The organism is Chloroflexia bacterium SDU3-3 (assembly GCA_009268125.1).
Classification (GTDB): Bacteria; Chloroflexota; Chloroflexia; order Chloroflexales; family Roseiflexaceae; genus SDU3-3.
The window spans coordinates 120,295-133,217 of the sequence record WBOU01000006.1; the positions used below are offsets into that span (position 1 = coordinate 120,295).

Genomic DNA, 12,923 nt, shown 5'->3' on the forward strand with positions numbered 1-12,923 from the left:
CATGAACCCCTCCTATCAAAGCGCATCATCCGCCTCCACTCATCACCATGCGCATTTAGCCACTGCAACCTTCCACCTCATCCCGGCCACGGGCGACGAGGGCTCCTCCACTCATCACCATGCGCATTTAGCCACTGCAACTTCGCATGCTGGGTGATGTCGGCGGTTTGCGTGGGAACCTCCACTCATCACCATGCGCATTTAGCCACTGCAACCTTCCACCTCATCCCGGCCACGGGCGACGAGGGCTCCTCCACTCATCACCATGCGCATTTAGCCACTGCAACTTCGCATGCTGGGTGATGTCGGCGGTTTGCGTGGGAACCTCCACTCATCACCATGCGCATTTAGCCACTGCAACCCTAGAAAATAAGGCTCTGGGAAGCCTTATTTTTAGAGCATGAGTATCACATTTCTCGAAAATCGTTTTTTGCTCGGAAACCCTATCAAGTTGCGAAATGGCCTCATGTACGTGGTGGCCCGGTCACAGACCCTGGGCTTTACATGATGTTCTGCTTCAACCAACCCATATCGTTAGCTAAGCATACTCACGGAGGTATATATGAGTGATCCCAGTGTACTCCTTCCGTCGCAACCCGCAAGAGGATTTTTCCGTCATGTTGATCTGTGTAGAAACAGCTGATAATACATATTATCGGCTGTTTCTACAATTCAGTCGAAAATCGCACTTGATTGCGGTGCATGTGTGCGCTTTATGCTGGCCGCTCTATCTAGCAGAAAAAACAGCTGATAATATTGACGCTCGATTATCGGCCAGCTATACTCACAATCAGCACCTTCTTGCAAGCCTGGAGATAGCCATGGTAGAACAGGATCTTGTCGCACTCTGGGAGAAAGAGCTTATTGACCATGATCACGCGCAGCACACGCGGCGGGCCTATCTCCATGCGGTGGCATCGTTTATCGCATGGTACGAGCGGCAAAACCATGAGCGATTTACACCCAGCGCGCTCACTCCGATCGATCTGGTTGGCTACCGCACCATGCTCCAGCAGTCCCGCTCTGCGGCATCGGTCAACCTCCACATAGCCAGCCTGCGGGCATTTTGCCAGTGGCTCCTCAGCACCGGCCAGATCAACAGCAACCCCGCCGCACGGCTACGTGCCGTAGCGCGCCAGGCAACCCTCGCCCCCCTGGCCCTTGCGCCCAGACACATCAACGCCATGCTCCGCGCCGCCCAGCAGACCCGCCACCCAGCCCGCGACTATGCCATCATCCAGATGCTGATCCAGACCGGCATCCGCATTGCCGAGTGCAGCAATCTCCGCCTCGCAGATATCCGCCTTGGGGAGCGGCAGGGCGAGGTGCTGATCCGCGCAGGAAAAGGCAATAAGGCTCGCACCGTGCCGCTCAACGCCTCAATCCGCCAAGCGCTCGCCCTGTACCTGGGGCCGCTATGGGGCGTAGACACAAGCATCAGGAGCATCGGGCTGGCGTGGCCGAGAGGAACAGCGCTTGAGCAGCCGCTATGGCAGAGCCAAAAACGAGGTGCCCTCTCTGTGCGTGCCATTGCAACCATGATTGAGCACATCGTTGAAGGGCTTGCTCTGCGCGATCTGCTTCCGCAGGGAGTAAGCGCCCACACGCTCCGCCATACGTTTGCCACAAACTACCTCAAAGATCATCCTGGCGATCTTGTCGGCCTCGCTGCGCTGCTCGGGCATAGCACCCTTGAGACAACGCGCATCTATGTCCAACCATCCAACGAGGACCTTGCAGAACGAGTCGAACACACGCGGCTCAATGCCTACGAGTAGCAGTAACCGTAGGGACAGGTAGCACAACAGAACGGAAGAATCCTCTTGCAGTTATAACTTTCGCTCATATAATGAACCCATCCCAAAAACAAAACATCCTGATCTGCAAACAGAGCTGGTATAAGCATGATCGACATAGACGGCTTAGATCCTCAGGCACTTCAGATCATTGGCCATCGGTATGAGATTCTCACCCAATTCTTCACGCCTATTACCGAGGCACAGCTTGGTGGGACGCCAACGCAGGCAGACAGCGATGCCCTGCGCCAGCGGCTCAGTACCACCGCCGTGAGCGAGGCAGAATACCTCGCGCTGGCGCAGCAGCTCGGGTTCGTTGATCGTGTGCGCCAGCGGCTCTACCTGCGCCTGTGGCGCACCCAGATGCTCAACCCCGACCGCTGGCCCAACTACTCACGCACACCGACTGAACAGCGCCCGCGCTTCCTCGCCGATATCACCCAGCACCTCGCCTCAATACACGCAGCCGCTCCCGGAAGCGCACGAACCTGGGCGGCACAGCTCATCCAGCAGCAGATCAGCCGCGACGAGCATGCGGCATGGCACATCGCATCGGAGCTTGACCGCATCCCCTGGCACGCCAGCAGCCAAGCCCGCGAGATGCTCAGGATGTGGGCGCAATTCGGAGATATCGGCCTCCTCAGCTCCTCGGAATACCCCAACACCGACGAGCTGATCCAGCTTGAGCAGCTGAGGCCAACCATTGTCCAAGGCCAGCCAGAGCCACAGCAGCTCATCGGGCAGATCCTAGCGGATATCATCGCCATCTACCAGACGATGCATAGCCCTCAGGTGCAGCAGGCATATCGCAAGCACTATGGAGAAAAGCGACGCGCATGGAACCAGAGCCTTTTGGTCCAGCCACCGCAGTCTCAGGAACGCCAAAAGGCCCAGGCCGACATCGCGCCATTAAAGCCTATCATCCTGCCCATCCTCGCGCAGCAGCGCCAGTGCAGCCCGGCAGAGGCCGATGCGACGCTCAGCGCCTTCCTCGCAGGAGGCATCCCGGCAATGAGCACGCTCCATGGCCACCTTGCGCAAGACAGCATCGCAGAACAGCGCATTCAGCAGGCGGCGCTACCGCTCCTCAGGGCAGTTGCGCCCGCATCACGGGACATCATCCTGGCACGCATGCTGGCGCTCCACCAAGCCGCCAGACAGATCGACAGCTACTTCCCCATCCTCAAGCTCATCACCGAGTCATTCTCTAGCAGGTTTCGCCGGAAACAACAGCATCGAGACATCCCTCCAGGCCTCGCCGAGGCATTTGCAGCACAAACGCAAATCAAAACAAGCAGCACCAGCCTCATAACCAACTTCACCATCTACGGGCCGCTGGGGATGCTGAGTAAACGGGAGTGGAAAGCCGCTATCCACCCTCACCTGTGGTCATACCTCCACCTGATGAAGCTCGGCAGGCTCGAAGGCACACTGAGCGAGGAAAACGTCGTCACGCATGTCAACCGCTATGCGACCATGCTTGGTATCGAGCCGCTGCCGCGCCTGCTGGCGGTCGGCATTTACCATCATTTCCCCAAGCCATCCTACTACAACAGCGGTGATGGCAGAGGCATCGCGGGCGTACCGCTGCGAAAATCGCTCAAGCTCGCAGGCATCATGCGCCTCCACGAGCAGTGGATCGTCGTACCGATCAAACTTATGGTCAGCCTCGTCAACACTGCGCTTCACCCTATGAGCAAAGCATGCACGCTGCTGCTCGTTCTCGATGTCAGCAGCCAGAAACCTATGGGCTTCTGGCTTAGTCCCCACGCGCCCGATGGGAACGACGTGGGTCTAGCACTCTACGATGCCATCTTTCACCCACAGGCGCTCGGTTGGCCGCTGCGCGGCATCCCAGAGCAGATTCTCATCCCCACCAGCTGCGCGAAAAACAGCGCTCACATCAAACATGCAGCAACATACCTCATCGCACAGCTCGGCACCACCGATGAACTACCGAATATCCTCAACAGGATCCCTGAGGCAAAGCAGTTCATTGCTAGGCTCCAGGAGCAGTATCAGTCACGTAAACTCACGAGTCACCGCTACGCCCCCAACCGCCAGATGACCATCCAGCAACTGGAGGATGAGCTGCGCGCCACGCTGATCGAGACCTGCTTCCCAGACCATCGGATCGAGCCGGTAATCGCAAGCCTACGAGCAGAAGGGTTCGCGCTCCCTGGCTATGACACACCTGCGGCGGGCTGGCTGCTCCCCGTCGAGGTAGAGCACGCTGTGACCATCCGCGATGGCGTCGAATTCGACCAAAGATTTTATACGAGTACTGCTATTGCGATTGAACCAGGTATAGATACGCATATTCGATGCTTGCCTTTACGAATTAAATATAGAGAAGGGATATTTATCGAATATATGACGGGCGTGCTTTATCTTACTATGTCTAGATAATGCGAGTATATAACGCGAATTAAGAAAAGGAGAATCCCATGAAGGCAGATCAAGAAAACATTTCAACCAATGAATGCAAATCTATTCTCTCAACGTATACTACTTCTCGCACCACTAAGAGTATTCACACATTGACAGAAGATGAGATGAAAAAGCTAGAAGAGAGGAATAAGGGATTACCTAGACTAATGCTTATAATGAAAACTATTGAGGAGCTAATCGTTTTAGAAAAACAGAATGGTGGCAATCTTCGAGGTACAGGAGCAAGAAAAGCTGCGGCGGAAAAACTGAATGTATCAGTATGGACAATTGATAATTATATAAAAAGGTATAAGGAGAATCCAAGCATTGATGCATTTATCGATAAGAAGCGAGGTAGGAATATTGGAGACACGTTCACATTAGAACAACAGCAGGTAATATCTTGGTTCTATCTCAATCGTCAAAAGTATATTATTACATCTGATAATGAAAAGATTATTCTTGAAGGGCTTGAAGATACGATATATATAAAGAGTGTATTGGATATCTTATTACCCCTACCATATCATAGCTATGCTTCAATAAGACGATTCATAAGAATATTAGACAAAGATAAGGCTTTGATGAGTGAGTTCGCTCGTCATGGTGAGAGGCATGTTGCTTCTAAGATTCTTCCAGCACGTCGTAATGATGCTGCCTATGTTAATGAGCGTTGGCAGATTGATGCTCGACCACTACCAATTTATATTATACATGATGGTATTAAATGCACTGTTACGCTATTACTTATTATTGATGATCTTTCTCAATATCCTATTCGTGCAAGGCTTATTCCTCGCAAAATACGTGACGAGGAAGGAATTCCAAGAAAATCTGATTTCACCGCAGCAGATGTTGGCATCTTGCTTGCGAGTGCGATTTATTACAGTGGTATATGCCCCTCTGTTCTCTATAATGATCATGGAAGTCAACTTATTGCTATGGAAGATTTTCTTGGCGACATGTCGGAACAAAATCTTGCGGTTATACGAATGGCAAAGAGCATCCCTCGTCGTCCTCGAGGTCGAGGTAAAATCGAGAACATGCTGAAGCGATTTGACGAGCTTATATGTAACATTTACGGTAACACTCTAAAGGTAACTGGGAAAGAGAGCCTATTTGATCTAGTAGAACGCGGTCATGATGCACTGGTTCATATTTCGCTTGAAGACTTTCAGATACGATGTGATGAGTTTATCAAGTTTCTCCGTGAAGAGCCACGTCGTCGTGGAGAAAAACAAACACGAGCCGAACTATGGTCAGCTTCAGAAAACATCCAAAAAGCACCGCCTATACGCGACCTTATGCGGCTTGTTCCGAACCGTATTACACGTGATACAGCTATCGATTATTGGAAGTTTCAGCTTGCGAATGAAGAATATGAGCCACGTCTTAAATCGGAGGAAGATCTCTATCAATGGGCCGTAGCAAGTGCTCGCAAAGAAAAAGTCCCTCTCCGCGCCGCAGAGCTGGACCAGGGATGGGAATGCGATATATGCCTTGATCGAGAAGCGAATTATTGGGCTGAAGGCATCTTAAAAACAACACGATATCTTTCGCAACAAGATTTCCCGCCTATGCTCAGTCGGGTCCTCAAACGCATGAATGACGAACATTCAGATTTCGTTGAAGGGGCAAAGATAGCAGTCCAGAAGATCAGTAATGGACAAGTATTCAAACACCAGATCACAAGACAACCTATTATCGTGAATACATTGTCTTCAAATATGGAGATGCTTCCAGCCACGGACGACAAACCAGAGTCTGCGGTGGAGCATACTTCTAACACATCGGTAATACCTCAACCAAAAGTAGCTCCTTCAAATGTGTCGATTCGGAAAGCACCTGAGAGGAAGGGACCAGAACCCGCTAAACGAAAGTTTGATTGGAGCCGCGCACCTAAGGCGCAGGAGACGCTCAAACGTATTGAAGGTGAACTCCATCAGGAGCAGGAATAAAAATGCAACGGGATGCATTTGTTGTTAGTGCTGCTATGATTTCACGTATCCGTAAAATCAATCAGGCAATCCACGAGCAGGGAATACTATTTATCCTTGCGCCTAGCGGGTCAGGAAAAGATCGTTTCTTGGACTGGTGGTGGCAAGAAGGATGTGCTCATGTATCTCTTGATGCCACGCAGCGCATTTCCCCCGAAGATATCATCTTCGGAAGCCTTGTTCCACCGCCGAGTAGATCCGTTCCACCAACGTGCGTTGCCTTCAGCAAAATATGGCATGGGCTTCGCGAACGAGAACGAGAGAGACGAAATAACTATCACCAACCCGCTACGAAGATTCGCTCTTGGTACACAGAACAACAGGCATTATCTCTGGTGTATGACCATGTTCACCCACTAGCGAATCAAATAGATCCAAAAGCTATTGTCCTGCTCAATGGGGAATATCTTGATAAACGTGCCCTCCTGTATCTCCTTGAGTTGCGAAACCCATTTCAACGGGGGCGTCCCCACCTGCCTCGTAGAGCACTTGTCATTTCAGTAACTGCTAATCCTGAATCGCTGGAAGAGAATAAGTTTGGGAAAATGGTTAATGAGATCAAGGAGCTACGCCGCTTTTGGAGCGACCACATGGTAATTGATTTCATGGATGCGCCCGAATTTCAAGAGGTTCTCCTCATCTTCATTCGGAGAAACCTCCAGGCCGTCTTTGCAAATGATATTGATCATGATATGGTCATCCAAGAAGCAGCAGAATGGACACAAGGAGATTGGCGTTTATTAGCAAAACAGCTCATCCCTCTTATCGATCAAGAACTCGGCCCACAAATCGGTACCACTCCACGTCAATTCACTCATAGTACTTGGCAACGAGTGCGGAATCGCTGGCAGAAGCGTCTCTGGTAGATCCGTGCCTACAAAAAATGCCCATCCCACAAGCTTGTGGGATGGGCGTTTCTCGATGTAGAAGAATTAATTTCTTCCATGTAGAAGAATTAATGCATCCATGTAGAAGAATAAACGAACAGCAGCACCGAATGGGTGTTTTTTTCTGGTGACCCGGGAGGGATTCGAACCCCCGACACTTGGTTCCGAAGACCAATGCTCTAATCCACTGAGCTACCGGGCCAGCGGGGCACAGTCTACCACAGCTTGGCGATCTTGGCAATCTGGCGCGGCGCGGGGGCCATTTTCACCACGAAGGCGCGAAGGCACCAAGGCAACAAAAGAACCGTTTCACCACGAAGACGCGAAGACGCGAAGGGAACACGGGAACGAACACCACGAAGGCACGAAGGCGCGAAGGGAAGGAAAGGCCATGAAAGAGGATGGTGAGCCAGCCCTACCCACCCGGCCCATACGGCGAAGGTGCCGCTCGGGTTTTGATGGCCATATGCACGAAGGCCAGCCACCAAGAAACAGCATAGGAACGCCGAATATTGGGGGTTTCGAAGGGGGTGACACCCCCTCGCGGGGTTCCTAGGGGCTGGCCCCTAGGCGCTGCCCGCGCAGGGCATCCACCCAACAAACATCTACCACCGCCATCGCTCATGGAAAAAAGCCCAGCGCCGACGGGAAAAGCGACACCATGTGAGGGGCGCGGCCCCCTTGCGGAGGTTCCGCCGCCCACGCAGGGCATCCACTCATAGCACAAGCACCACCGCCAGCAATGAAAGAGAAGCACGCAGGAAGCAGCGGCTTCGTGGCACATGGGGTCGTTTTGCCCCTTGGTGTCTTGATGCCCTGGCGGTAGAACCATACTACCGAACCAGAGCACAGCGGCCCTGGGCGAGGGTCAGCGCGCCATCAGCAGAATCTCATACCCAGGCCGCTTGCAAATGTGGCCGCTACGGGTAAGATGGTGCCACATTTGTCGGCTGCCAACGCCGTTTCTTCTGCCATGAAGCAGCACAACGAGGTCATATGCGGTTTCCTGCACGCCCCCGCCCCGCCCGCCCCCGCCCGCCCGCCCCACCATCCCCCGCCGAACGGCCCCCGCTCAGCCCCGCCGAGGTGCGGCGCGGCCTGCGCTGCTCCACCATCGAGGGCGCGCTGGCCAACGTGCACATCAGCATCACCACCGGCGCGTTCGTCACCGGCTTCGCCCTGCTGCTGGGCGCGCGCGACTTCGAGCTGGGCGTGATGGGCGCGCTGCCCTTCCTGGGCCAGCTGTTCCAGTTCATCGGCGCGTACCTGGAGGAGCGCTGGGGCACCCGCAAGCAGATGGTGCTCTACAGCGCGCTGGTGAGCCGCTGCCTGTGGGCGATCATCGCCGCGCTGCCGTTCATGCGCTGGCTGGGCGCGGGGCAGCTGCTGGCCTTCCTGGTGGTGCTGGGGGCCTCGCAGGCCGTGATGGGCATCAGCTCGAACGCCTGGACCAGCTGGATGAGCGACCTAGTGCCGCCGCGCGAGCGCGGGCGCTACTTCGGCGTGCGCAACACCGTGGCGGCGGTGAGCGTGATGCTGAGCACATGGCTGGCGGGCATGGCGCTCGACCACTTCCGGGGCGCGGGCAGCGAGCCGCTGGGCTACACCGTGATCTTCAGCGTGGCGGTGGTCTTCGCGATCATCGCGGGCTGCGTGCTGACGCTGCAGCCCGAGCCGCCCATGCAGCGGCGCGCCGAGCAGCTGCGCGTGGGCAACCTGTTCAGCGCGCCGCTGCGCCACGCGCGCTTCCGCTCGTTCACGCTGGCCGCCACCGGCTGGGCGGTGGCCACCGGCGTGGCCTCGTCGTTCTTCAACGCCTACGGCCTGCAGAACCTGCATGTGTCATACCAGACCCTGGCGCTGTTCGGCATCGCCACCAGCGCGGTCAACCTGTTCACCCAGCCCTACATCGGCCAGCTGCAGGACAAGTTTGGCGACAAGACGGTGCTGATCATCTCGGTGCTGGGCACGGTGGCGCTGCCGTGGGGCTGGGTCTTCTCCACCCCCGACTTCCTGCTGCCGGTCTGGCTCACCTCGATCTTCTCGGGGGTGTTCTGGCCGGGCATCAACCAGGGGCTGATGAACCTGCTGATGGACCGCGCGCCCGCCGAGGGGCGGGGGGCCTACGTGGCGGCCTTCGGCGCGGTGAACGGCGCGGGCACCTTCGCGGCCTCGCTGCTGGGCGGCGTGCTGGCCACCGCGCTCAGCGGCACCGTGCTGCACCTGGGCGGGCTGGAGATCGGGCACTACGCGGTGCTGTTCGTGATCTCCAGCGTGGGGCGGCTGGCCATGGCCTGGGTGTTCAGCCGGGCGCTCTAGCCTGGCACAAGGGCGCTGCAAGGCGGCGCGCGGCCCTAGCGCGGAAGGGGACTGGCTTCCTATTGCCTAGCGGCGGTTTTCACGTACCCTATGGTACAATGATTGCACACAGCGAGCTAGATGGGGGAGAAGGCTATGGGAAGGCGACCGCAACCGGTGAACGAAATTTTTGGCGCGTGGCGCAGGCTGTTCCAGGGCCGCGCCCCCGAGCGGCTGCCCAAGGGCGCGCTGATCTACTCCCCAGATCAGCGGGCCGAGGATCTGCTGCTGCTGACCGACGGCGAGGTAGGGCTGTACCTGCAGGCCCCCGAGGGCCGGACGCTGATGGTGCGGGTGGTGCAGCCGGGCCAGATCTTCGGGCATATGGCCGTGGGCGAGCCGGGCAGCTACGACACCTTCGCCGAGGCCCAGTCGCCCGCCCGCGTGTACCGCGTGGGCCGCGAGCAGCTGGCCCAGCTGGTGCAGCAGGAGCCAGAGCTGGGGCTGGAGCTGCTGGATGACCTGGGCGAGCACCGCCTGGGCGTGAGCCGCATGCTCGACGAGGTGGCGTTCAAGTCGGTGCCGGCGCGGCTGGCCACGCTGCTGCTCGACCTGGCCAACCGCCACGGGGCGCACTCGCTGCAGTTCCCGCGCCAGTCGCACCGCCAGCTGGCCGAGATGGTGAACGCCTACCGCGAGACGGTGACGAAGGTGATCAACCAGTTCCGCGCCGACCACCTGCTGGAGATCGACCGCTCGACCATCCGCCTGCTGAACCTGCGGGTGCTGGAGGAGCTGGCCCACGGGGTGTAGCGGGTGCGGCGAAGCGGCAGGGACGGGCGCTGTGGCCCGTCCCTGCCGCTTTGTGTTGCTAGGGCCGCTTGGTGCGGCGCTCGCCGGGGCGCTCGGCGCGCCGCTCGCGGGTGCGGCGATCCAGCTCGCCAGGGCGCTCGCGGGTGCGGCGATCCAGCTCGCCGGGGCGCTCGGCGCGCCGCTCGCGGGTGCGGCGCTCTAGCTCGCCGCCGTAGCGCTCGCGCCCCTGGGCCGCCCGCCGCCCGCGCTCGACCATGATCTGCCAGGCGGTCTCCTGGTCCATGTCGGCGCGGATGAAGCGGTCGCTCATGCGGTTGGACTGGCGCTCGTTCAGGGCGGCCAGCCGCCGGTCGAAGGCCTCGTCCTCGGGCGAGCGCTGCGAGATCGAGTCCCAGTAGCGCCACAGCGCCACGATCACGGCGAGGATGACCAGCGCCACCCCGACAAATAAGATCACAAGCCCGCTTGGCATAGCTTCTCTCCCTCACGCATACAGTGCTGCCGCTATTATACAGGGCCTGGGCGCGCCGCGCGGGGCGGGCCAATCAGCGATGCTGGTGGTTTTGATGGGGTGGGGCAGCCACGCTTCTTCCCTTCGCATATGAAAGCGGCTCTGCTCGGCTGGTGGGTGGATGCCCTGCGCGGGCGGCGACTAGGGGCCAGCCCCTAGAAACCCCGCCTGGGGGTGTACCCCCTTCGAAACCTCCAATGTTCGGCGTTCCGATGCTCTCGGCTGGCTGCTGGTGTTCGTGCATATGGCCAGTTTGCGCGAGCGGCATCTTCGCCGCATGGGCCAGGTGGGTAGGGCTGGCTCCTCACCCATTTTCGCGCGCCTTGGTGGTGAAAACGGCGCTCTGGGCGGTGTTGACAGCGCCGGGACATGCTGCTATACTCGGTGCGAAGTTCAGAGCAGCAAAGACATTGAACGGGAAGAGTACGCGGTAGCGCACCAAGCAGAGAGTCGGCGGTCTGGTGAAAAGCCGACAAGAGTCGCTTCGCAGAATGGGCCCGCGAGTCGCAGCGCGAACCGCCGCACGGCGCAGTAGCACCTGCCGGAGACGCCACCGTTACCTGGGCGCAGGGTATTCGGCCCCATCCTATGGGCCACGTACCTGGTGAGTGCGCGAAGCCCGCGAGGGCGCGCGAACAAGGGTGGTATCGCGAGATGCTTTTTCGGCTCTCGTCCCTTTTTGGGACGGGGGCTTTTTGCTGTGCTGAAAGGTGAGCTATGGCTCAGATCAAGATCTACGGCCTGCGCGATCAGCTCGGCCCGCTGCGCGCCGCCATCTCGGACGCTATCCACGCCTGCGCGGTGGAGGCGCTGGGGCTGCCGGAGGAGAAGCGCTTCCACCGCTTCCTGCTGCTGGACGCCGAGGATTTCATCTACCCACCCGACCGCTCGGCGCGCTACACCATCATCGAGGTGAGCATGTTCGAGGGCCGCTCGGCCAACGTCAAGAAGCGCTTCATCCGCGCGCTGTTCGATCGGCTCTGGCGCGACTGCGCGCTGGCCCCGCAGGATGTGGAGATCACCATCACCGAGACGCCGCGCGAGAACTGGGGCATCCGCGGCCAGCCCGGCGATGAGCTTTCGCTCGGATACACCGTGACGCTCGTATAGCGGCGCACCCGCCGCACCAGATAAAGGAATAGCAACCATGGCTCAGAAACGGATATTGACCGGCGACCGCCCGACGGGCAAGCTGCACCTGGGGCACTACGTCGGCTCGCTAGTGAACCGCGTGAAGCTGCAGGACCAGTACGAGTGCTTCTTCATCATCGCCGACCTGCACACGCTCACCACCAAGCCCAGCAAGGAGGAGATCGCCCAGGTGAAAGAGCACATCCGCAGCCTGGTGCTCGACCACCTGTCGGTGGGCATCGACCCCGAGAAGGCCACGTTCTATGTGCAGTCGAGCGTGCGCGAGATCTACCAGATCAACCTGATCTTCGAGATGATGGTGACGGTGCCGCGGCTCTCGCGCATGCCCAGCCTGAAGGAGATGGCGCGCAACGCCCACATCGACGACGAGCAGATGCCCTTCGGGCTGCTGGGCTACCCCGTGCTGCAGGCCGCCGACATCCTGATGCCGCGCGCGCACCTGGTGCCGGTGGGCAAGGACAACGAGGCCCACGTGGAGATCGCCCGCGAGATCGCCCGCCGCTTCAACGGCCTGTACGGCGAGGTCTTCCCCGAGCCGGATGTGCTGGTGCCGGATGTGGGCACGCTGCCGGGCACCGATGGCCAGGGCAAGATGTCGAAGAGCGCGGGCAACGCGATCATGCTCTCGGATGACGCCAAGACCGTGGAGCAGAAGGTGCGCGGGATGTACACCGACCCCAACCGCATCCGCGCCGACATCCCCGGCAAGGTCGAGGGCAACCCAGTGTTCGTGTACCACGACATGTTCAACCCGAATATCGACGAGGTAAACGACCTGAAGGAGCGCTACCGCGCGGGCAAGGTGGGCGACGTGGAGGTGAAGCGCAAGCTGGCCGCCGCGATCAACGCCTTCCTCGACCCGTTCCGCGAGCGCCGCGCCGCCTACGAGGCCAAGCCCGGCCTGGTGGACGAGATCGTGGAGGGCGGCAACGCCAAGATGCGCGCCATCGCCGCCGAGACCGTGCGGATGATGGAGGACGCGATGGGCATGACCTACTACCGCTAGGCAGCCAGCCGCGCTCGCTCGGGCGGCCCGCCC

Annotated in this window: 9 protein-coding genes, 1 tRNA gene and 1 CRISPR repeat array (1 of these 11 running past the window's edge); of the genes, 8 read left to right on the top strand and 2 right to left on the bottom strand. The window is 58.4% G+C overall.

The genetic code is table 11. The annotated features are described in order from the left end of the window. A CRISPR array of direct repeats spans positions 1-361; the repeat unit is 25 nt; unit sequence CCTCCACTCATCACCATGCGCATTT; it begins 403 nt to the left of the window's first position. Between the two features lie 205 nt (positions 362-566). The 4 genes from F8S13_11640 (at position 567) to F8S13_11655 (ending at position 7,089) form a co-directional block, all read left to right on the top strand. Continuing rightward, a complete protein-coding gene (locus F8S13_11640) occupies positions 567-1,778 on the top strand; it encodes a tyrosine-type recombinase/integrase (protein KAB8142899.1) in 1,212 nt (403 codons plus the stop codon). A gap of 126 nt (positions 1,779-1,904) precedes the next feature. Continuing rightward, positions 1,905-4,205, top strand: coding sequence for a hypothetical protein (locus F8S13_11645; GenBank protein KAB8142900.1), 2,301 nt, complete (start codon positions 1,905-1,907; stop codon positions 4,203-4,205). Positions 4,206-4,243: 38 nt separating this feature from the next. After that, a complete protein-coding gene (locus F8S13_11650; GenBank protein KAB8142901.1) occupies positions 4,244-6,184 on the top strand; it encodes a hypothetical protein in 1,941 nt (646 codons plus the stop codon). Positions 6,185-6,186: 2 nt separating this feature from the next. After that, positions 6,187-7,089: a hypothetical protein gene (locus tag F8S13_11655; protein KAB8142902.1), complete on the top strand. Its 903-nt coding sequence runs from the start codon at positions 6,187-6,189 to the stop codon at positions 7,087-7,089. A gap of 146 nt (positions 7,090-7,235) precedes the next feature. On the opposite strand, the gene F8S13_11660 is transcribed toward F8S13_11655, so the two are convergent. Beyond that, positions 7,236-7,312 (bottom strand) — tRNA-Arg (locus F8S13_11660). 794 nt (positions 7,313-8,106) lie between these two features. Between F8S13_11660 and F8S13_11665 the strand changes: the two genes are divergently transcribed. Next, the gene (locus F8S13_11665) at positions 8,107-9,429 is read left to right on the top strand and encodes an MFS transporter (GenBank protein ID KAB8142903.1); all 1,323 of its coding nucleotides are present in this window, start codon (positions 8,107-8,109) and stop codon (positions 9,427-9,429) included. Between the two features lie 135 nt (positions 9,430-9,564). Beyond that, on the top strand, positions 9,565-10,221 hold the full coding sequence (locus F8S13_11670) for a Crp/Fnr family transcriptional regulator (protein KAB8142904.1): 657 nt from the start codon (positions 9,565-9,567) through the stop codon (positions 10,219-10,221). A 58-nt stretch (positions 10,222-10,279) separates the two neighbouring features. On the opposite strand, the gene F8S13_11675 is transcribed toward F8S13_11670, so the two are convergent. Next, positions 10,280-10,693, bottom strand: a complete 414-nt coding sequence (locus F8S13_11675; GenBank protein ID KAB8142905.1) for a hypothetical protein — start codon at positions 10,691-10,693, stop codon at positions 10,280-10,282. A 756-nt stretch (positions 10,694-11,449) separates the two neighbouring features. On the opposite strand from F8S13_11675, the gene F8S13_11680 reads away from it, so the two are divergent. After that, positions 11,450-11,842 carry a tautomerase family protein gene (locus F8S13_11680; GenBank protein ID KAB8142906.1) on the top strand — a complete coding sequence of 131 codons (393 nt, stop codon included), beginning with the start codon at positions 11,450-11,452 and terminating at the stop codon, positions 11,840-11,842. A 37-nt stretch (positions 11,843-11,879) separates the two neighbouring features. Beyond that, positions 11,880-12,890, top strand: a complete 1,011-nt coding sequence (trpS, locus tag F8S13_11685) for a tryptophan--tRNA ligase (GenBank protein ID KAB8142907.1) — start codon at positions 11,880-11,882, stop codon at positions 12,888-12,890. The last annotated feature ends 33 nt before the right edge of the window (positions 12,891-12,923 follow it).